Here is a 20,993-nt window from a genome sequence, read left to right as displayed (position 1 = left end):
GACGTAGAAAGTTCGCTCTAGCACTTTAAGTGTCGCATCGTGCTTTGCGAAAATCGATTCCGATTTTTGGGCTGGTGCGACAGAGCGAAGCCTTTTCGGGGGATCGATCACCGAAACAGTTCCGTCCAGGTCACACTTGTTGCATAATCGCCACAATGCGTTGCATACATCCGACGCATTCACTGGCTCTAGACGGCGACATGGCTTCACAGGCACCGACACCGAGCAAAACGCTTTTCAGCGAACCTGGCACACGGGACGGGCGCCGGCTGCTTGCGCTGCCGGGCGTGGTGGCAATTGCCGGTGCGCTGGTTACGGCAGCGATCTCCTTCGCCATTCTCGTCGGCGCCACGCCGATCACGCCGGACGAGAGGACGACGCTGGCGCTTATCGCCCTCAATGCGGCGTTCATCTTGTTCCTGATCGCGCTGGTCGGCCGCGAAGTGCATCGCATTTTGATGGCGCGCCGGCGCGGCAAGGCGGCGTCGCGGCTGCATGTGCGGATCGTCGCCATGTTCGCGCTGGTCGCCGCGATTCCCGCCATCATGGTGGCGATCATCGCCTCGATCACGCTCGACATCGGCCTTGATCGCTGGTTCGAGATTCGCACCAAGACAATCGTCAATTCGTCGCTGTCGATCGCCGATGCCTACGTGCAGGAGAACGCCCGCAATCTCCAGGGAACGACCCTGTCGATGGCTTACGATCTCGACGCCTCCCGCACGCTCTACGGCCTCGATCGAACCGGCTTCCTCGATCTCATGAACAAGGAAGCCGTCGGCCGCTCGCTGGCCCATGCCGCCCTGGTCAGGCCCGACGGTTCATTCGTCATGAGCGCCAAGACCGACGCCGATTTTGCCATGCCGGAGCCGCCGGAAGGCGCCATGGCCAGTGCCGCCGACGGCAGGCCGGTGCTGATCGAGCCGAAGACGCGCAACATCATGGGCGCCATCGTCAAGCTGCGCGAGATCGAAGGGCTCTATCTCTACACTATCCGGCTCGTCGATCCCGAGGTGATCAAGGCGCGGCAGATTGTCAGATCCAATACCGACGAATATCGCGGTCTGGAAGACAATCGCCGCACCTCGCAGGTGGCCTTCGCACTTCCCTACCTGTCGCTGACGCTGATCATCATTCTGTCCGCCATCTGGACCGGCATTGCCGTGGCAGACCGCCTGGTGCGGCCAATCCGCCAACTCATCGGCGCGGCCGACGAGGTCGCGACCGGCAATCTCGACGTTGCGGTGCCGGTTCGGCCCTCCGACGGCGACGTCGCCTCGCTCGGCGACACCTTCAACAAGATGCTGCTGGAACTGAAATCGCAGCGTAACGAGATTCTGTCCGCCAAAGATTTGATCGACGAGCGGCGGCGCTTTTCGGAGGCCGTGCTTGCCGGTGTCACCGCCGGCGTCATTGGGGTCGATCCATATGGCATCGTCACCATCGTCAACCGGTCGGCCGAAACGATGCTGGCCATATCCGCCACCGCCGCACTCGGGCAAAACCTCTCCGCCGTGCTGCCCCATGTCGGCCGCGTCTTCGAGATCGGCCGCAAGTCCGGCAAGCCTGTCCACCGCGAGCAAGTGACTTTCTATCGCGCCGGTACCGAGCGCACGTTCAACGTGCAAATCACGGTCGAGGCCGGCGACGACGGTTCCGAGGAGAAATCCTATGTCGTGACGGTCGATGACATCACCGATCTGGTTCAGGCGCAGCGTTCCTCGGCCTGGGCGGATGTAGCGCGGCGCATCGCCCACGAGATCAAGAACCCGCTGACACCGATCCAGCTTTCCGCCGAGCGCATCAAGCGCCGCTACGGCAAGGTCATCACCGAAGACCGCGAGGTTTTCGATCAGTGCACCGACACGATCATCAGGCAAGTGGAGGACATCGGCCGCATGGTCGACGAGTTCTCCGCTTTCGCACGCATGCCCAAGCCCGAAATGAAGGCCCTCGATTTGCGCGAATCGTTGCGCGAAGCCTCATTCCTCGTCGAAGTGAGCCGCTCCGATATCACCTTCGAGCGAGTGTTCGGCAACGAGCCGCTCAAAGGCACTTTCGACAGCCGCCTGATGGCGCAGGCTTTTGGCAATGTTATCAAGAATGCGGCCGAGGCGATTGACGGACTTGATCAAAAGGACCGCTCGCACGGCATAATCCGGATTCAAGCCGGGCGCCAGAATGGTGCGATTCGCATCGATGTCATCGACAACGGCAAGGGCTTGCCGCGCGAGAATCGCCAGCGATTGCTCGAGCCTTACATGACGACACGCGAGAAAGGCACGGGGCTCGGCCTCGCTATCGTCAAGAAGATAGTGGAGGACCATGGCGGCCGGCTCGAACTACATGATGCGCCGGCGGTTTTCCACGACGGGCGAGGCGCGATGATCAGCATCATTCTGCCGCTCGCCGCCACCGTGCCATCGCGCGGCGAAGGCAAGACGGAAAACGAAAGAGAAACTGAAAAGGTCGGTAATGGCGTCTGACATTCTCATCGTCGATGACGAGGAAGACATCCGCGAACTTGTCGCCGGTATCCTAAGCGACGAAGGTCACGAAACCCGCACGGCATTCGATGCCGACAGCGCGCTGGCGGCGGTCGCCGACCGCGCGCCGAGGCTGATTTTCCTAGACATCTGGCTGCAAGGCTCACGTCTGGACGGACTGGCGCTGCTGGACGAGATCAAGACGATGCACCCAAGCCTGCCTGTGGTGATGATCTCGGGCCACGGCAACATCGAGACGGCGGTCTCGGCCATCCGCCGCGGCGCCTATGACTTCATCGAGAAACCGTTCAAGGCCGACAGGCTGATCCTCATCGCCGAACGTGCAATTGAAACCTCGAAACTGAGACGCGAGGTTTCTGATCTCAAGCTGCGCAGCGGCGAAACCTTCGACCTGATCGGCATGTCGTCGGCGATGAGCCAGTTGCGCCAGACCATCGAGCGTGTTGCGCCGACCAACAGCCGCGTCATGATCATCGGCCCGTCCGGGTCGGGCAAGGAACTCGCGGCACGCGCCATCCACACGCTGTCGGCGCGCAAGAGCGCACCATTTGTCACGCTGAGCGCTGCCAACATCACGCCCGAACGCATGGAGGTCGAGCTGTTCGGCACAGAATCAAACGGTGTCGAACGCAAGGTCGGCGCGCTCGAGGAAGCCCATCGCGGCATTCTCTACATCGACGAAGTGGCCGACATGCCGCGCGAAACGCAAAACAAGATTCTGCGCGTGCTGGTCGAACAGCAGTTCGAGCGGGTAGGAGGCACCAAACGGGTCAAGGTCGATGTCCGAATCATTTCGTCGACCTCGCAGAACCTGGAGGCGATGATCGCCGACGGTCGTTTCCGGGAGGATCTCTATCACCGTCTGGCGGTGGTTCCGGTCATGGTGCCGGGATTGGCCGAGCGGCGGGAGGACATCCCCTATCTTGTCGACAATTTCATGAAGCAGATCGCCCGCCAGGCCGGCATCCGGCCGCGGCGCATCGGCGACGACGCGCTGGCGGTGCTGCAGGCACACAACTGGCCAGGCAACGTCCGCCAGTTGCGCAACAACGTCGAGCGGTTGATGATCCTGGCGCGCGGCGACGATATCGATGCACCGATCACCGCCGATCTCTTGCCTGCCGAGATCGGCGATGTCATGCCGCGCACGCCAAACCAATCCGATCAGCACATCATGGCGCTGCCGTTGCGTGAAGCGCGCGAACAGTTCGAGAAGGACTATCTGATCGCCCAGATCAATCGTTTTGGCGGCAACATCTCGAAAACGGCCGAGTTCATCGGCATGGAGCGCTCGGCGCTTCACCGCAAGCTGAAGTCGCTGGGCGTCTGATAGCCAATCCATCCTGGCCTATGCAATTATCGGTTACGGCGGCGGCGGAATCGCATAAGAAAGCGCTGCAGCGCCGCGGGTTTTTTGGGGCGCTCAAAGGACGCTGTAGCATTTTGATTTTTGCGCATGACCCCGATAATCGATTTCGATTTTCGGGGTCATGCGCTGACTTCTCCAGGGGTGCCCCATGCCGCGCATTGCCTATGTGAACGGGCGCTATGTCGCTCACGCCGACGCTTTCGTGCATATCGAGGACCGTGGCTATCAGTTCGCCGATGGCGTCTACGAGGTCTGCGAGGTGGCGCGCGGCTTCATCGTCGATATGCCTCGCCATCTCGTGCGGCTGAACCGTTCGCTGACCGAATTGTCGATCGACTGGCCGGTCACGCGGGGCGTATTGCCGATCATCATGCGCGAGGTGGTCCGCCGCAACCATGTCACCGATGGCCTGGTCTATCTTCAGGTGACGCGTGGCGTCGCCAGCCGTGACTTTGTTTTTCCGGCGGGCACGAAGCCGTCGCTGGTGGTGACCGCCAGGAAAGCCGACCCCGCTGCTGCCGCGAAGAGAGCCGAAAGCGGAATCAAGGTTATCACCGTGCCGGAGAACCGTTGGGATCGGGTCGATATCAAGTCGGTCGGCCTGTTGCCAAATGTGCTCGCCAAGCAGAAGGCCAAGGAAGCCGGCGCCCAGGAAGCCTGGTTCGTCGATGCCGACGGCACCGTGAAGGAAGGTGGATCGTCGAACGCCTGGATCATCACCAGGGATGGCGTGCTGGTCACGCGTCCGGCCGAGCACGGCATCCTGCGAGGCATCACCCGTACCACGCTGTTCGAAGTGGCCGCCAAGCTCGGCCTGAAGATCGAGGAGCGCGGCTTTTCGGTCGCCGAAGCCAAAGCCGCGCGCGAGGTTTTCATCAGCTCCGCCACCACGATCGCCATGCCGATCGTGGCGATCGACGGTGCTCCCGTCGCCAACGGCCATCCGGGCTCGATAACACTTTCCTTGCGGCAAGCCTTTTTTGACGTTGCGGAAAAAAGTCCAGCCTGATAACCGCACAGGTGGAATGAACATCAATATATCTCGTTCTGCTTGTCGTTATTGACGGCAAGATGGTGTTTGCGCGCTTGACACGTGCCGGGTAATTTGGCGCATTGGCTTGCAAACCGAAGGGGATCGGCGAAAGACAAGAACAATGGCGGAACGATCGCAAAATCTTCAGGACCTGTTCCTGAATTCAGTTCGCAAAAGCAAAAACCCACTCACCATCTTTCTCATCAACGGCGTGAAGCTGACCGGGGTGGTCACTTCGTTCGACAATTTCTGTGTTCTGCTGCGTCGAGACGGCCATTCCCAGCTCGTCTACAAGCACGCCATTTCCACGATCATGCCGAGCCAGCCGGTTCAGATGTTCGATGGCGAGGAAAGCCAGGGCGCCTGATTGGCACGTAAGAAAGACGCGGACCGCAGCGTTCGCGAAAAACCAGCATATCAGCCGGGGACGGAAGCCGAAGGCCCGACCCGGGCCGTGGTCATCGTGCCTGTGCTTACCCGCCAGCCGCGCGGCGACGAAGACACCAATCGTCCGCGCCTGACGCGTTCTGCCGAGGCCCGCCACAACGAGGCGGTTGGCCTTGCCCAGGCCATTGACCTCGACCCGATCCATACCGCGGTGGTGACCGTCAATGACCCGCGGCCCGCAACCTTGCTCGGCAGCGGCAAGGTCGCGGAGTTCGCCGAGATCGTCAAAGAGGGCCGTGCCGAACTGGTCATTGTCGACCATCCGCTGACGCCGGTCCAGCAGCGCAATCTGGAAAAGGAATTGAACGCCAAGGTGCTGGACCGCACCGGACTGATCCTGGAAATTTTCGGCGAGCGCGCGCGGACCAAGGAAGGAACGCTGCAGGTCGATCTGGCTCACCTCAACTATCAGAAGGGCCGGCTTGTGCGAAGCTGGACCCACCTCGAGCGCCAGCGCGGCGGCGCCGGTTTCCTCGGTGGTCCTGGTGAAACGCAGATCGAGTCGGACCGCCGTGCCCTGCAGGACAAGATCAAGAAGCTGAAGCACGAGCTGGAAACGGTGCGGCGCACCCGTGACCTGCACCGCGCCAAGCGCAAGAAGGTGCCGTTCCCGGTGGTGGCGATCGTCGGCTATACCAACGCCGGCAAGTCGACGCTGTTCAACAGGCTGACCGGAGCAGGGGTACTGGCCGAGGACATGCTGTTTGCCACGGTGGACCCGACACTGCGTCGGGTGCGACTGCCGCACGGCACGCCGGTCATCCTTTCGGACACCGTCGGCTTCATTTCGGATCTGCCGACGCATCTGATCGCGGCCTTCCGGGCTACGCTGGAAGAGGTGGTCGAGGCCGATCTCGTCATCCATCTGCGCGATATTTCGGACCCCGACACGGCCGCTCAGGCCGAGGATGTCGAGCGCATCCTCGCCGATCTCGGCGTCGATGCCGGCGACAGCAAGCGCGTCATCGAAGTGTGGAACAAGATCGACCGGCTCGATGAAGGCAACCGGGCGCGATTGCTCGCCGACGGCATCGACGGCAACAAGGCGCCGCCGATTGCCATATCGGCCGCCACCGGCGAGGGCATCGATGTGCTGAAGGCGATCATCGAGACAAGAGTGTCTGGCGAACTGGAAACGCTGACCGTCACGCTCAAGCCTGAACAGCTCGGGCTCGTCGACTGGCTCTACCGCAATGGCGACGTCGTCTCGCGCACCGACAATGAAGATGGCGGCGTGACCGTCGCGCTCAAGGCGACGCAAACCGCGCATGAAGAGATAGAAAGCAGATTGCGCCGTAAAAACAACTGATAATCGCTGTTACTTCGCGCTCTTGGCTTGCTGCCAAAGCGCCTCCATCTCATCGAGCGTCGCCCGTTCCAGAGTGTTTTCGGACGCTTTCAGTGCTTGCTCGACATAGTGGAACCGCGACCGGAATTTTTCGTTGGTGCCGCTGAGGGCCGCTTCGGAATCGACCTTGAGATGACGCCCGAGATTGACGACGGCAAACAGCACGTCGCCGAACTCGTCCTTGATCGAAGCCGTATCGCCCTTGGCAAGGGCCTGGCGCAACTCGCCGATCTCTTCCTCGATCTTGTCGAGGATCGGCGTGGCCTCGCTCCAGTCGAAGCCGACGCGGGCCGCTTTTTCCTGCAGCTTGAGCGCCCGGGTCAAAGCGGGCAGGGCGACCGGAATGCTGTCCAGAAAACCGTTGCCATGATCCTCAGGATCGTGCCCGCGGGCGAGGCGGGCGTTTCGCTTATCCGCTTTTTCCTGGGTCTTGATCTTCTCCCACATGCCCTTGGCCATGCCGGCGCTGCGCGCCTTCTCGTCGCCGAAGACATGCGGATGGCGGCGGATCATTTTTGTGGTAATGGCCTGGACCACGTCGCCAAAGGCGAATTCACCGGCCTCCTCGGCCATCTGCGCATGGTAGACGACCTGCAGCAGCAGGTCGCCGAGCTCATCGCGCAGATCGTCCAGGTCGCCGCGCGCGATCGCATCCGCCACCTCGTAGGCTTCTTCGATCGTGTAGGGCGCGATGGTCGAGAAATCCTGCTCGATATCCCACGGGCAGCCGGTTTCCGGCGCCCGCAGCGCCGCCATGATTTCGATCAGCCGGGAAATATCTTTCGAGGGTTTCATCGGTCGAATGCTATCGTGCACCGATCACTCGGCAAATACTGTCAGCCGGCAAGGCCGCATTGTCCACAGTTGCGCAGGCCATGATCCCGAAAAGTGGAAACGATCATGGTCAAGCAAAGTGTTCAGTCGAGTACGGAGACGATCGCCTTGGCGAGCGCGTCCATTCCGTCCTCCGGCAGGCCGGCGACGTTGATGCGGCTGTCACCGACCATATAGACACCGTGCTCGGCACGCAGCCGCTCGACCTGCGTTTCCGACAGGCCAAGCCGGGAAAACATGCCGCGATGGCTGGCGACGAAATCGAAGCGATCGGAATTGGACTGCCGCCGCAGCGCTTCGGCGAACTGCACCCGAAGCCGCAGCATGCGCAGGCGCATCTCCTCAAGCTCAGCTTCCCAGTCGGCGCGCAGCGTGGCGTCTTCAAGCACGATGCGCACCGCGGCCGCGCCGTGGTCCGGCGGCATCGAGTACATGGCGCGGGCAGCCGACAGCATCTGGCTCATTGCCACATCCGCCTGCGCGCTGTCTTTGGCCAGGATCATCGCCGCACCGACACGGTCACGATACACGGCAAAGTTCTTCGAGCAGCTCGAGGCAACGACCATTTCCGGGACTTTCGCCGCCAGCAGGCGCAAGCCGATGGCGTCCGCGCCGAGGCCTTCGCCAAAACCCTGATAGGCAATGTCGACAAAAGGCAGCAGGCCGCGCTCGATGACCAGGTCGGCTATTTCGGCCCACTGCTCGGTGTCCAGATTGGCGCCTGTCGGATTGTGGCAGCAACCATGCAGCAGCACCACGTCGCCGCTCTTGGCGGACGCCAGCGCGCTCATCATGTCCGCGAAGCGAACAGCACCTGATGCAGCGTCGAAGTAGGGATATTCGCGTATCTGCAGGCCGGCGGCGCGCATCACCGGCATGTGGTTCGGCCATGTCGGGTCCGACAGCCAGATCGTCGCGTCGGATCGCGTCCTCTTGAGCAGTTCGGCCACCAGCCGCAGCGCGCCAGAGCCGCCCGGTGCCTGCGCCGCGCGGATGCGTGAAAACTCGGCCGCAGGGCCAAAGACCAGCCCCGTCATCGCTGTGTTGAAGCCGGTATCGCCGGCAAGGCCGAGATAGGTTTTGGTGTCTTGGCTCTGCAGCATCCGTTTTTCGGCTTCGCGCACGGCGCGCATCACCGGCGTCTTGCCATCGCGATCCTTGTAGACGCCGACGCCGAGGTCGACCTTGCCGGGGCGGGGATCGGTGCGATAGAGGCCGATCAAGGCAAGGATCTTGTCGGCTGGGGCAGACTGGAGGTCTTCAAACATCGGCACGGTTCCGTTGGCGGCGGAGTGATACGCAAATCGGCCGTGCTGCGCCAGCGCTTTCATTTGCACCAGGCTGAAAACCGCCAAACCGGGAGACGAGTCTCAATCGGCACGGCTCGTCGCACTCGTCATTTCCACGACACGAATGGGGAGGGCGCAGCAGGCAAATGCGACCTTCAGCATGTCAGTTGGTCGACGCCGTTCTATGACGCCAGCTTGAGGGCGGCAGACGGCAGGCGGCGACAGGTTGCTGCTTCTTGCCGCCCCAACCGATCCGCGGCAACCATTCGAGGTAATAAGCGAAGCCGAACTGCAGCGCGATGCCTGTCGAGATCAGGATTGCGTCATAGAGGAGCCCGCCTGGGCTGACCTTCATGACCTGCGCGATCATGGCGAGGATCGTTCCGGCGACGAAGACCGGCAGCGAGTGCTTGCCGAGAACCGCGAGCGGGTGCCCGGGCCTCGTTTTCGCCAGGTTGGAAAGCGCCGGGATTGCCACGATCAGATAGGCGATCGCCAGAATGTGCATGAGGCGCGACAGCGACAGGAACGTCTTGTCGAAGCCGGTCAGCACGGTAGGCAGGCCGGAGGCCGTCTCGATGCCCCACAGCGGCAGCCGCACCCAAATCAGCGCGCCGACGAGATACCCGACGGCCGCGCTCGCCATCATCCAGTTGAAGCGGATTTCGCCCCCGCGCTTGATATGCAGCATGCCGGCGATCCCGATGACGAAAAGAAACTGCCAGGAGAGCGGGTTCAGGAACCAGAAGCCGTCGCCGGGAAAATTCGAAGGCGCGATCTGGAAAATGCCGACGATGAGCCAGAGGAGAGCGGACGCAGCAAGCATCAGGCGCAGGCTGAAAGTGCCGATCCAGAGGAAAAGCGGCATCATCAGAAGTACGACGGCATACATGGAAAGAATGTTGTTATAGCCGATCTGATGCCCGAGCGCCGCGATGCCGAGCAGCGCTTCCGGCGTGTCTTCGATGATCATCTGGATGTTGATCAGCTTCAAAAGATCGGGCCGCGAGAAATGCAATGCAGCCGCCGAGAAGATCGCCAGCGTCGCGACAGTGGTCATGACGTGGGTGACATAGAGGACACCGGCACGCCGCCAAGCCTTCAGGGTGATGAGCAACCGATTCCCCGGCTGGAACTTCAATCCGTAGGCGAGCCCAACGGCAATCCCCGAGATCAGCACGAAGGCTTCGGCCGAATCGGAAAAGCCGAAATTCTTGTGCGTGAAATACTCGAAGATCGTCCCCGGCACGTGGTTGACGAAGATCGTCAGCAACGCTAGCGCGCGGAAGACATCGATGCGGGTATCCCGCTGGGCTGACACATCGCTTGTCATGTCGGGTCGATTCGTTGAACGAGGAGGGCCCAAAGGGCCGTCGGCGAACGGAAGATTCGGCGGTGAATGTTTCCTGCCTATAACTCGCAAGTGCCCCGAAAAAGATGACACCTTCGCGATTTTCCGCGTCACTAATTAATTCAGGGATAAACATCGAAATCCCCGGTGCGCTAAAGCCGCGCGGCGAATTATAGCGACTGAGGGATCGTTCGCGGACCAGGAAGCGGTGGGCGCGCTGTCGGCGTTGCACCGGTTGTCCTTGACCTTCTCGGATCGCAAAAAAATCAAGGAGTGGGATTAAAACCTGCCATGCTCCGTAAACAGGACATGAGAGGGTCGATGCCACGCTTCGATATCATAGGACAGCTTGGGTCCCTGCGGCGCTACGCGCGTTCGCTGACGCGCGACAGCGCAGAAGCAGAGGATCTGGTGCACGACGCGCTGGTGCGTGCCTATGAGCGGCGCGGCACATTCCGCTCCGGCGGAAACCTGCGCGCATGGCTGCTGTCGATCGTCCACAATGCTTTCATTGACGGTTTGCGGTCCCGCAAGTCTGAAGCGGTGCGCGTCGAGCAGGCCGGATATCTTGTCGACGCCATCCTGCAGGCTCCCCAGGAGCATTCCGTCCGCCTGGCACAGGTGCGCGAAGCTTTTTTCAAATTGCCGGATGAGCAGCGTTCGGCGCTGCATCTCGTCGCCATAGAGGGACTTACCTACAGCCAGGCGGCCGAGGCCAGCGGCGTGCCACTGGGAACGCTGATGTCGCGCATCGGCAGGGCGCGCGCAGCGCTCCGCGAGATGGAGGACAAATTGCCGGCACCTGGGAAAAGCCACCTCAAGATCGTGGGAGGCCCGTGATGTCTGTGATGAGCGAACCGCGCGACCCGGTGACCGATGCCGACCTCGACGCCTATGTCGACGACCAGCTGGACGTTGCCCGCCGCATCGAAGTCGAGGCGTTTCTTTCCGCCCGTCCGGAGGCGGCCGCTCGCGTGATGTCCGACCTCAGGACGCGCGACGAACTGCGCGTGGCGCTTGCCGGATCCAAGGGCATGGCGCGGCCGGCAACGGCCGATGCGGCACGGCGGCTGGAACGGGGACTGGCTCGAGGGCGCGCCTTACGCACGTTGCAGCGGGCTGCGGCAGTCGCAGTCCTGGTGGCTGCGGGCTGGCTGGCGAACGGAATCGTCGGGCCGATATCGGTGACGAAAGTCGTCGCCTCGACCCAGCCGCCTGTCTATCTGGAGGAGGCGATCCGTGCGCACAGGACGACGATCATGCGCGAGGCCATGTCATCCCAGCCCGAAGCGCCGAATTACGATGCGGACGAAATCCGCGCCGCCACGGCGATCGTCATGCCGTCGCTGCCCAAGGGCTGGAAGGTCCGCGACGTGCAGATCTATCCATCGCAGTTCGGCCCGAGCGTCGAGATGGCTGTCGAAACAAGGGATCTGGGACTGGTCTCGCTGTTCGCGATCAGGCCCGGAACGTTCGACGTGGTCCAGCCGACCGTCGCCCCGTCGGGCGAAATTTCCTCGGCCTATTTCCAGATCGGCGAAGTTGCTTACGCAGTCGTCGCCCGAAGCGGCGTCCGCGATCTCGATCGCACCGCAGAAACGCTCGCCAACACGCTTTACTGACCTTCACAAAGGAGAGCCCGCATGAACACCCCCAATCTAGGATACCGCACCGGCGTCGGAGCCCAAACCGGCGCCGTCTATGACGAAAGCCTCCGCCAGCACATGCTGCGCGTCTACAACTACATGGGAGTTGGCCTCGTCGTTACCGGCGTGATCGCCTTCGTGGTGGCTTCCACGCCAGCCCTCTACGTGCCGATCTTTTCCAGCCCGTTGAAGTGGGTGGTGATGCTGGCACCGCTCGCCTTCGTGCTGCTGTTCTCGTTCCGGATACAGACGATGTCCGCGGCCGGCGCTCAGGCGATGTTCTGGGCATTCTGTGCGGTCATGGGCCTGTCGCTGGCGTCCGTGTTCCTGGTCTTCACCGGGACCAGCATCGCGCGCACCTTCTTCATCGCCGCCACCATGTTCGGCGCGACCAGCCTCTACGGCTACACGACCAAACGCGACCTGACCCAGTTCTCGTCCTTCCTGATCATGGGCCTGATCGGCGTGGTGATTGCCAGCATCGTCAACATCTTCCTCGGCTCGACTGCGCTCCAGTTCGCCATCTCGGTGATCGGCATCGCCGTCTTTATCGGTCTCACCGCCTGGGATACGCAGACGATCAAGGAGCAGTTCGCCGAAAACTTCGGTGCGGAATCGCAGCAGAAGCTCGCCGTCTTCGGTGCATTCTCGCTCTATCTGAACTTCATCAACATCTTCCAGCTGCTGCTGAACTTCACTGGCGAGCGCGAATAGGCCCATCAAATCAACCTGCATGTCGCGGCAGCGGTTTGGAGCCGCGACGTGGGTTGCGCAGCCGGTCGGGGCGATGCTTCAAACCTGCCGGTCGATGGTGCCGATCACATTGACGAGAAGGCGCGCGGCGGTCAGGGCCGACAGGCCGTCAATGTCGGCCGGAGGATAGAGCTCGACAAGGTCGAATCCTGCGATCCTGGCCCGCCTGCCGAGGCCCGCGATCAGGTCGATCACCTGCGTGTAGGTGAGGCCGCCGGGCGTACGCGCCGCCACGCCCGGCATGATGCCGGGATCGAGGCCGTCGCAGTCGAGGGTGACGACGATCCGCGCTCCTTCCGGAATATGCCGGAGAGCAGCGTCGACGCCCTGGGCGTGAACCTCGCGGGCGGTCACGAAGCGGCTGCCATAGCGCCGCGCCGCTTCGATTTCGCTGAGGCGTGCGCTGCCGACGCCACGGATGCCGACCTGCACGATACCGGCGACATGCGGCATCTCGCTCGCCCGGCGCATCGGGTTGGAATAGCCGTAGCGCTCGCCATGCAACTCGTCGCGCCAGTCGATATGGGCGTCGATCTGCAGGATCCAGACCGGCCCGTGATCGGCAAAGCCGGCGAGGAAAGGAATGGGCACGGAATCGTCGCCGCCGAGCAGGATCGGTACGGCCGGCAATGCCAGGATCTCGCGCGTCTTCGCCTCGATCCGGGCTCGGTTGCCGGGATTGTCATGCATGGTGGTCGGGATGTCGCCGTCGTCGATGCAGCAGACCGGCTTGCCGTCGAACAGGGGACCGCCGAGATCGAAATCCCAGTGCTCGACGAGCTCGGCATCGACCTGGCTCGCAGCGCGGATGGCATCGGCTGCCAAGGCATAGCCGCTGCTGTCCTTGCCGGGATAGGTGCTGCCGTGACCGGCTCCGAAGATCACCGCACGGGGCATGCGACCATCGGCGAGGCGATCGGGAAAGCCAAGAAAGGGAGGCGAGGCGGTCATTTCTTGATGATCTTAATGATGGTTAGCTGAGATTTTGGTGTTGAGGGTGCAGGATCGGGTCGTTTGCGGTAGCGGCGAAATCCTACGCTAAGCCAATCGACGCAAAAATCAGAGAGTCTTTCGTCGGTTCACGCTGAGATTCCACCCATGCCAAAGTCGCATAAGATAGGTTATGGAACTGCGATGTGGGTTTGATTGCGCTGCTTTCGGCCCAACCGCAGTTCCTTGTTCCTTGAAACCAAGCGGAGCTGCGGTTGACCTGTGTGCGTCTCGTTGGACGCACACAGGTCCTCCTTACGCCGCTTGCGGCACGCAGGCCTCGCAGATCGCCGCGATGTGCCGGTGGTCAGTGCCGCAGCAGCCGCCTAGGATGCATATAGTAGGCCGGCGCACCGTCCGTGGCATCGTCGACCCTGTCTATCGCCTCGCCGAGCGCCATCCCGGTCACCAACTTCCCGTCGGTCTCCACGGTGAACGAGATCATGCACGGCATGGCATGCGCCTTGGCCGCCCGCGCCACGCCGATTGCCTCTTTGAAATTGGTGAGCGTATAGGCCGCCACCATGTCGGCCTCGGTCCGCGCGAAACTCTCGATCTGCGTCGCGTGATAGGCTTCCGCCTCGTTGGCGTCCATCTTGCCGGCTTTGTAGCCGTCGCCGCGCGGTCCGATCGCGCCGCTGATGACGCAGGGCGTTTCCGCGGTCTCGAACTCCTTGCGCAGGTCGAGAAGAAACTCGATCGAGGCCTCGTTGACGGCGCGTAGCGCTTCCGGCCCGTAGCCGAGCAAGGTTCCCCAATCCGGGTTGGCCCGCCACGTCGGCGTGTCGAGGATGAAGCCGGTCCCGCTGCTGCGCGCAATGGTCAGATAACGGACGTAATATTCCCTCAGTTTCTGCCGGCCTTCAGGGGTTGCCATCAGCGTGAATGAAGCAAAATGCGGAAGGTCGAGGCCTTCGTGAAAGATGAGGGTCGTTTCCATGCCGCCATCACTCAGGAATGTTCTATTGGCGAGTTGTGGCAGATTCTGGCGGTACTTGGCCATGTTTGTCTCCAGTGGTAAGATGACACCGTGTCGCCCTGGTGGCGGTCGGTTCGGAATAGCCAAGTTTTAGCAGCACGTGCCGGCGGTGCGGTAGAAGGCTTGTGGTCCGGTACTCCATCGAAGCGGAAACCGCAGTAATTACAGACGGATAGCCGCGCTGGGCCGGTCGTATTGCTATCGGTGCCGATGTTGGCGGGTGTGAAAACCATACCGCCGGTACAGTAAATTTGAGGGCATTCGGTCATGCGCAAGGGTGCGGAAACGCGCGAACGCATTCTGGAGATCGCCGAGGCGTCGGTGCTCGCCAAGGGGTTCGGCGCGACGTCCATCGAAGAGGTGATCGCCGAAGCCGGCATCACCAAGAGCGGCTTCTTCTATCATTTCAAGGACAAGAACGAACTCGCCCGCGCCTTGATGCTGCGCTACGTCGAGGAGAACGACCGCATCTTCGATGATGTATTTCACCGCGGCCGGCAGTTGTCCGATGATCCGTTGCAATCGTTCCTGATCACGCTCAAGCTGCTTGCCGAGCTGATGGGTGACCTGCCGAACGGCCACCCCGGCTGCCTGATCGCGACGTTCACCTATCAGGAACGCCTTTTCGATCGCAACGTTCGCGACATCGCCGCCGACGCCGTACGTTCCTGGAACGGGCGGTTTCGCGATGCGCTGAACGAGATCGGGACCGTTTATCCTGCCCGCAAAGGCATGGATCTCGACGACGTGGCCATCATGTTCTCCTGTGTGATCGATGGCGGCATCATCATGTCGCGGGGGCTCGGCGATCCCCGTGTCCTCGGACGCCAGATCCTCGCCTTCCGCAGCGTAGTAAAGATGCTGTTCGCGCTGGCTACGCCCGACATCATGCTGCCGCCCACCCCCACCGCCATCGCCGCCGAATAGGGTCCGGCACGTTCGATTCAGGCTGCCAGCGTCGCTACGACAGCCTGCGCTGCCTTGATCATTGCGTGTGGCTCGGCTGCGAACACTGCGTCGTGCGCGCCGGCCGCTGCCCATATGCGGTCGAAACCGAGCAGCGTTTCGTCGGCGAACGCCGGGATCGCAATCAGATGGCCGATCGGCGCCACGCCGCCGATGGCAAATCCGGTCTCGTCGCGGATCTGCCGCGGGTCGGCGCGCTTCAGCGGCTCGCCGGTCAGTGCGGCAGCCTTGGCTAGATCCAGCTGATTGGAGCCGGAAACCAGGAAGAGAAACAGCTTTCCGCTGGTTTCCCCCTGGAACACCAAAGATTTGACGATCTGGGCCGCTGTGGAGCCGCATTGCGCGGCGGCTTCCTCGGCGGTGCGGGTGGAGGCACCCATGCGCCTAATTTCGATGTCGAGGCCGGCATCGGCCGCTGCCTTGGTCACACGATCAATGCTGCCAGTCATGAAGAACAGAACCTATCGTGCTGGTTCAAAAGGGATTTCTATTATCATACCATCATAAGCCGGCTCGACATCGGCCGGCGTCTCGGCCATCACCGCGGCATAGTCGAGCGGCACATGCATGTGCGTCAGAACGGCCTTTCCCGGCGCCAGTTTTTCAATCCAGCCGAGTGCCTGGCCAAGCGACAGATGGCTCGGATGCGTCCTGTATTGCAGCGCGTCGATGACCAGCACGTCCAAATCCCGCAGCCGTTCGGCGGTAGCGTCCGGGAAATCACTAATATCGGGGCAATAGGCGAGCCCGCCTATGCGAAAACCAAGCGATATGATGTCGCCGTGGATCTGCGGCAGCGGCACGAGGGTGAGGGCACCCCCCTCGCCTTCAATTACGACCGGTCTGACGTGGTCGATGATATGCGGCTCGACGATGGGCGGATAGGAACTGCCCAGCGGTGTTTCGAAACAGTAGCCGAAAGCTTCCCTTAACCGCAGCATGGTGGGTTGGTCGGCGTGGATATCGATGAGATGACGCTGCTCAAGCACAAAGCCACGCAAATCGTCGATGCCGTGGATATGGTCGGCATGGGGGTGCGTATAGACGACAGCATCGATGCGCCTGACCGATGCCAGCAGCATCTGCTCGCGGAAATCTGGCCCGGTGTCGATGACGACGGTGGTCCTGTCGCCGTTTGCCGCGATCCGCTCGACGAGCGCTGCGGTGCGCATGCGCCGGTTCCTCGGATTAGCCGGATCGCAAGTGCCCCAGTCGCCAGTGATGCGCGGCGTGCCCGGCGATGAGCCGCAGCCGAGAATGGTGAGGCGCAGCCGGCCGCTCATGCGTCAGGAGCTCAGCGGGTTTGGGCGCGGCATCTTCTCGAACAGCCGGAAGAAATTGTCCGTGGTGACGGCAGCGATTTCGGCCTCGCTGACACCGATCGTTTCGGCCAGCACCTTGGCTGTATGCGCCACATACGCAGGCTCGTTGCGCTTGCCGCGAAACGGTATCGGCGCGAGGTATGGCGCGTCGGTTTCGACCAGCAGGCGGTCGCGTGGCACATCGGCGGCGATGGCGCGCAGCTCGGCCGAATTCTTGAAGGTCAGGATGCCGGAAAAGGAAACGTAGCCGCCGAGCGCCACGCCGACTTCGGCCAGTCTACGCCCGGACGAAAAACAGTGCAGGATGAAGGGGAAGGCGCCCTTCCCTGTTTCGTCCTCGAGGATATCAGCCATGTCGCTGTCGGCATCGCGCGCGTGGATGACCAGCGGCAGGCCCGTTTGACGCGCGGCGGCGATATGGATGCGAAAGCCCTGCGCCTGCGCATCGCGCGGCGCATGATCGTAGAAATAGTCGAGCCCGGCCTCGCCGATCGCCACCACTTTGCGATGAGCGGACAGCCGGACAAGCTCCTCGACAGTCACGTCCAGCTCCTCGGCGGCATTGTGCGGATGGGTGCCGACCGAGCAATAGACTTCGTTGAAAGATTCAGCGATCTCAAGTACTTGTTGAAACCGCTTCACACGCGTCGAGATCGTCACCATGCGACCGATTCCAGCGGCTAAAGCGCGGGCGACGATGGCCGCCCGCTCCTCTGCGAAATCCGGAAAGTCGAGATGGCAATGACTGTCGACCAACATCAGATGTTCGCATCCGTTTGCTCGACATAGCGTGGAAACACCGGTTCCGGTGCTGGCAGAGCCGTGCCTGAAACCAGCGCATGAGCCTCGGCCACATGCGCGAAGTCGCGGCTGTCAGCCGGCACCGCCAGCATGTCGAGCAGCTTTGCCGCCGAGGTCGGGACGACGGGCTGGCAAAGGATCGCGATGCGCCGGATCACCTCCGCCGTCGTCCACAGCACGGTTTCCATGCGCACGGGATCGGTCTTCTTCAGCGCCCATGGCTCCTGCCCGGCGAAATAGCGGTTGGCTTCAGCCACCACGCCAAAGATCGCCGCCAGCGCCAGATGAATGCCCTGTTCGGCCATCGCCTTGCGTGCCGTGACAAGGGCCGCACTTGCCTGATCGAGGATCGCCTTGTCGGCATCGCTCAGTTCGCCGCGCTTTGGCACCACGCCGCCGCAGTTCTTGGCGATCATCGACAGCGAGCGCTGCGCCAGATTGCCAAGATCATTGGCGAGGTCGGCATTGGTGCGGTTGACGATGGCGTCGTGGCTGTAGCTACCGTCCTGGCCGAAGGGCACTTCGCGCATGAAGAAATAGCGCACCTGGTCGAGGCCGTAATGCTCGATCATCGCGAACGGATCGACGACATTGCCGACCGACTTCGACATTTTCTCGCCGCGGTTGAACAGAAAGCCATGCGCGAACACGCGCTTCGGCAGTTCGATCCCTGCCGACAGCAGGAAGGCCGGCCAGTAGACGGCGTGGAAGCGGACGATGTCCTTGCCGATGACGTGGACGTTCGCCGGCCAGAAGGACCATCTGTCATCGGCCGTATCCGGATAACCGGCAGCCGTGATGTAGTTGGTCAGTGCATCGACCCAGACATACATCACATGCTTGTCGTCGCCCGGCACCGGCACGCCCCATTTGAACGTGGTCCGCGAGATCGACAGATCCTTCAGTCCGGATTTGACGAAGCTGACGATTTCGTTGCGCCGCTCCGCCGGTCCGACAAATTCGGGGCTGTTCTCGTAGAGCGCGAGCAGCCTGTCCTGATAGGCGGAAAGGCAGAAGAAATAGCTCTCTTCCTCGGTCCATTCGACGGGCGAGCCGAGCGGTTCGCGACGTATGCCGTCGTCGCCGACCTTGGTTTCGGCCTCGTCAAAATAGGCTTCCTGTCGCACCGAATACCAGCCGCTATAGCGGTCGAGGTAAATGTCGCCATTTTCCGCCATGCGGGTCCAGATCGCCTGGCAGGCCTTGTAGTGGCGCTCCTCGGTGGTGCGGATGAAAACGTCGTTCGAACAGCCGGTCGCTTCAAGCATCGAGCGGAAGATCGCCGAGTTGCGATCGGCAAGCGCTTTCGGCGTCAGGCCTTCGGCGTCCGCCGTCTGCTGCATCTTCAAACCGTGCTCGTCGGTTCCCGAGACGAAGAAGACGTCCTTGCCGTCGAGCCGCTGGAAGCGGGCCAGCGTGTCGCTGGCGATGACATTGTAGGCATGACCGATATGCGGCTTGCCGTTCGGATAGAAAATCGGCGTCGTGAGGTAGTATTTTTCGCGTGCCATGGATGAGCCGTCATGAATGTCTGAATGAAAGATGTCGGTGAGATATCGCATCGAAACGGCGATTGCCATCCCGATGGGCCGTCACATTCGCATTGCAGAATTCAGGCGGTCGATCATGGTCAAGGCGTGCTGCTTCTTGTCGAGATTGTAGGTGTCGGTCTCAGATATAGCGTTCAAAGCCTCGTGCCAAGTATCCGACAGCGTTTTGGCCCGCGCCAGATCGCCCGCCAGCGCCGCCTGGCTCGCCCCGGTCGAGAGCAGATCGAGCGCACGGCGATTGAAGATATCGAACTGGATCGCCTGGTCGCGCCCGGCGACGGCCTCCGCAAGCCGATAGGCGCCGGCAACATCGCTCTTTCTTGCCGTCGCCAGAGCGTCGAGCGTCTCGGCGATTTCCAACCCGCCATACTGCGTCAGCAGGATTGCGGTGCGGGCGCTGCCCCCTGCCCGCTTCGCCAGTGCCGCGCGCGCCGCGGGATCGTCCGGTGGCGGTGGTTCGAAATTCTCCAGAACCGTCATCAGGCTCTCGGCATCGAGCGGCGTCAGCCGCACCATCTGGCAGCGCGAGCGGATCGTCGGCAAAAGGCTGCCCGGCGCATGGACGATGAGGATGAACAGTGTGCGTGCCGGTGGTTCTTCAAGATTCTTCAACAAAGCGTTGGCAGCATTGGTATTCATGTCGTCGGCCGGATCGACGATCACCACCCGGTAGCTGCCGTCATGCGAGGTCAGCGACAGGAAGCGGCTGACCTTGCGGATCTCGTCGACGGTGACGACCGTCTTAAAGCTCTTCGTCTTGTCGTTCGGCGGGCGGGTCAGATGCAGCACCGAAGGGTGCGCGCCGGTTGCGATCTGGCGAAACAGCGATGACGCCGGATCAGGAACGGCGAGAACGTCCGGCGCCTGTGCGAATTCGGGATGCTTCAGCAGATGATGCGCCAGATGAAAGGCGAGCGTCGCCTTGCCGATGCCAACCGGCCCGACAAAGATCAGTGCATGCGGCAGCTTCCCGGAGCGATAGGCGGCGGCCAGCATATTCGCCGCTTGGCCATGCCCGACCAGACGCAGGGTCTCGGACGGCTCCGGTACGCCGTCGAGCGTGTCGTGCTGTTCTGGCGCGATCCGTTCGAAAATCATCCTGGCGACGCCTGCTTCCTGTGCGCCGGCGTCATCGTCTCCAGCGCCGCGAACACGGCAGCGGTGACGACATTCTCCACGGTGTCGGGGTCGGCGGACGCGTCGACGACGATGCAGCGCTCGGGTTCTGCCGCGGCGATTGCCAGAAAGGCTTCGCGGCGGCGCTGGTGGATATCAAGCGTTTCCTTTTCGAAGCGGTCGGCGCCGGCATCGGTGCCCCGCCGTGCCGTAGCGCGCCGCAGCCCTTCGGCCGGGTCGATATCGAAGATCAGCGTCATATCGGGGACCATGCCGTTGATGGCGACCTTCTCCAGCGCGCCCATGAACGCCGGGTCGAGGCCGCCAGTGACGCCCTGGTAAACGCGCGAGGAGTCCATGAAGCGATCACAAAGCACGATCGAGCCGCGTTCGACCGCCGGCCGGATGACCTGCTCGACATGGTCGGAACGCGCGGCGGCGAAAAGCAGCGCCTCCATCCGGGGGCCGAATGGCTCGGCAGCGCCTGAAAGTAGGACATGCCTCACCGCCTCCGCGCCCGGCGAGCCGCCCGGCTCACGCGTGACAAGGACATCGTATTTCTTAGCACGCATCTTCCTGGCCAGCCGTTCGATCTGCGTCGACTTGCCTGCCCCTTCTCCGCCTTCGAAGGTGATGAAGAACCCGTACGCCAAAGCCTTTATCCATGCTGGGGGACCGTAATAGTCCTGACT

19 protein-coding genes and 1 pseudogene are annotated in these 20,993 nt (G+C 62.1%); 9 read left to right on the top strand and 11 right to left on the bottom strand.

All coding sequences use genetic code 11. The features are described from left to right. Positions 1 to 155 precede the first annotated feature (155 nt). The 5 genes from AC0L25_RS03365 (at position 156) to hflX (ending at position 6,665) form a co-directional block, all read left to right on the top strand. Positions 156 to 2,486, top strand: a complete 2,331-nt coding sequence (locus tag AC0L25_RS03365) for a sensor histidine kinase NtrY-like (protein WP_473594202.1) — start codon at positions 156 to 158, stop codon at positions 2,484 to 2,486. Then, the gene (gene ntrX, locus AC0L25_RS03360) at positions 2,476 to 3,837 is read left to right on the top strand and encodes a nitrogen assimilation response regulator NtrX (protein ID WP_065008746.1); all 1,362 of its coding nucleotides are present in this window, start codon (positions 2,476 to 2,478) and stop codon (positions 3,835 to 3,837) included. The genes AC0L25_RS03365 and ntrX overlap by 11 nt, the downstream gene beginning before the upstream one ends. A gap of 187 nt (positions 3,838 to 4,024) precedes the next feature. Further along, complete coding sequence (locus AC0L25_RS03355; protein ID WP_473594201.1) at positions 4,025 to 4,885, top strand: D-amino-acid transaminase; 861 nt, start codon at positions 4,025 to 4,027, stop codon at positions 4,883 to 4,885. A gap of 145 nt (positions 4,886 to 5,030) precedes the next feature. Continuing rightward, the gene (gene hfq, locus AC0L25_RS03350) at positions 5,031 to 5,276 is read left to right on the top strand and encodes an RNA chaperone Hfq (protein ID WP_006202172.1); all 246 of its coding nucleotides are present in this window, start codon (positions 5,031 to 5,033) and stop codon (positions 5,274 to 5,276) included. Continuing rightward, positions 5,277 to 6,665, top strand: coding sequence for a GTPase HflX (gene hflX, locus AC0L25_RS03345; RefSeq protein WP_473594200.1), 1,389 nt, complete (start codon positions 5,277 to 5,279; stop codon positions 6,663 to 6,665). It begins immediately after the preceding gene. 9 nt (positions 6,666 to 6,674) lie between these two features. Here the strand turns inward: hflX and mazG are convergent, their stop codons facing one another. The 3 genes from mazG to AC0L25_RS03330 all read right to left on the bottom strand — a co-directional run bounded on the left by mazG (position 6,675) and on the right by AC0L25_RS03330 (position 10,160). Next, positions 6,675 to 7,499 (bottom strand): nucleoside triphosphate pyrophosphohydrolase, encoded by an 825-nt coding sequence (gene mazG, locus AC0L25_RS03340; protein WP_473594199.1) that lies wholly within the window; start codon positions 7,497 to 7,499, stop codon positions 6,675 to 6,677. Between the two features lie 122 nt (positions 7,500 to 7,621). Continuing rightward, positions 7,622 to 8,806 carry an amino acid aminotransferase gene (locus AC0L25_RS03335; RefSeq protein ID WP_473594198.1) on the bottom strand — a complete coding sequence of 395 codons (1,185 nt, stop codon included), beginning with the start codon at positions 8,804 to 8,806 and terminating at the stop codon, positions 7,622 to 7,624. Between the two features lie 184 nt (positions 8,807 to 8,990). After that, entirely contained in the window at positions 8,991 to 10,160 is a 1,170-nt protein-coding gene (locus tag AC0L25_RS03330) for an OpgC family protein (RefSeq protein WP_473594197.1), read from the bottom strand. 339 nt (positions 10,161 to 10,499) lie between these two features. Here AC0L25_RS03330 and AC0L25_RS03325 point away from each other — a divergent pair, with 339 nt between their 5' ends. From AC0L25_RS03325 to AC0L25_RS03315, 3 genes are read left to right on the top strand one after another with little or no spacing between them, the layout of a single operon-like run. Further along, positions 10,500 to 11,018 (top strand): sigma-70 family RNA polymerase sigma factor, encoded by a 519-nt coding sequence (locus AC0L25_RS03325; protein ID WP_473594196.1) that lies wholly within the window; start codon positions 10,500 to 10,502, stop codon positions 11,016 to 11,018. A gap of 8 nt (positions 11,019 to 11,026) precedes the next feature. After that, positions 11,027 to 11,800 carry an anti-sigma factor family protein gene (locus tag AC0L25_RS03320; protein WP_473594255.1) on the top strand — a complete coding sequence of 258 codons (774 nt, stop codon included), beginning with the start codon at positions 11,027 to 11,029 and terminating at the stop codon, positions 11,798 to 11,800. 21 nt (positions 11,801 to 11,821) lie between these two features. Beyond that, entirely contained in the window at positions 11,822 to 12,538 is a 717-nt protein-coding gene (locus AC0L25_RS03315; RefSeq protein WP_292513732.1) for a Bax inhibitor-1/YccA family protein, read from the top strand. 78 nt (positions 12,539 to 12,616) lie between these two features. Here the strand turns inward: AC0L25_RS03315 and AC0L25_RS03310 are convergent, their stop codons facing one another. Further along, complete coding sequence (locus AC0L25_RS03310; RefSeq protein WP_473594195.1) at positions 12,617 to 13,528, bottom strand: agmatinase; 912 nt, start codon at positions 13,526 to 13,528, stop codon at positions 12,617 to 12,619. 294 nt (positions 13,529 to 13,822) lie between these two features. Beyond that, a pseudogene (locus tag AC0L25_RS03305) lies at positions 13,823 to 14,570 on the bottom strand (homocysteine S-methyltransferase family protein). Between the two features lie 243 nt (positions 14,571 to 14,813). On the opposite strand from AC0L25_RS03305, the gene AC0L25_RS03300 reads away from it, so the two are divergent. Further along, complete coding sequence (locus AC0L25_RS03300) at positions 14,814 to 15,473, top strand: TetR/AcrR family transcriptional regulator (protein ID WP_473594194.1); 660 nt, start codon at positions 14,814 to 14,816, stop codon at positions 15,471 to 15,473. 17 nt (positions 15,474 to 15,490) lie between these two features. On the opposite strand, the gene AC0L25_RS03295 is transcribed toward AC0L25_RS03300, so the two are convergent. From AC0L25_RS03295 to tmk, 6 genes are read right to left on the bottom strand one after another with little or no spacing between them, the layout of a single operon-like run. Beyond that, the gene (locus AC0L25_RS03295; RefSeq protein ID WP_473594193.1) at positions 15,491 to 15,961 is read right to left on the bottom strand and encodes a YbaK/EbsC family protein; all 471 of its coding nucleotides are present in this window, start codon (positions 15,959 to 15,961) and stop codon (positions 15,491 to 15,493) included. Between the two features lie 12 nt (positions 15,962 to 15,973). Further along, positions 15,974 to 16,795, bottom strand: a complete 822-nt coding sequence (locus AC0L25_RS03290) for an MBL fold metallo-hydrolase (protein WP_473594192.1) — start codon at positions 16,793 to 16,795, stop codon at positions 15,974 to 15,976. Positions 16,796 to 16,798: 3 nt separating this feature from the next. Then, positions 16,799 to 17,593 carry a TatD family hydrolase gene (locus AC0L25_RS03285; RefSeq protein ID WP_473594191.1) on the bottom strand — a complete coding sequence of 265 codons (795 nt, stop codon included), beginning with the start codon at positions 17,591 to 17,593 and terminating at the stop codon, positions 16,799 to 16,801. Beyond that, positions 17,593 to 19,197, bottom strand: a complete 1,605-nt coding sequence (metG, locus tag AC0L25_RS03280) for a methionine--tRNA ligase (protein ID WP_473594254.1) — start codon at positions 19,195 to 19,197, stop codon at positions 17,593 to 17,595. The genes AC0L25_RS03285 and metG overlap by 1 nt, the downstream gene beginning before the upstream one ends. Before the next feature lie 30 nt (positions 19,198 to 19,227). Then, positions 19,228 to 20,283 (bottom strand): DNA polymerase III subunit delta', encoded by a 1,056-nt coding sequence (locus AC0L25_RS03275; RefSeq protein ID WP_473594190.1) that lies wholly within the window; start codon positions 20,281 to 20,283, stop codon positions 19,228 to 19,230. Then, on the bottom strand, positions 20,280 to 20,954 hold the full coding sequence (gene tmk, locus AC0L25_RS03270) for a dTMP kinase (RefSeq protein ID WP_473594189.1): 675 nt from the start codon (positions 20,952 to 20,954) through the stop codon (positions 20,280 to 20,282). The genes AC0L25_RS03275 and tmk overlap by 4 nt, the downstream gene beginning before the upstream one ends. Positions 20,955 to 20,993 lie beyond the last annotated feature (39 nt).

The organism is Mesorhizobium sp. WSM4813, from assembly GCF_055811555.1.
This window is presented reverse-complemented; position numbering and strand designations above follow the sequence as displayed.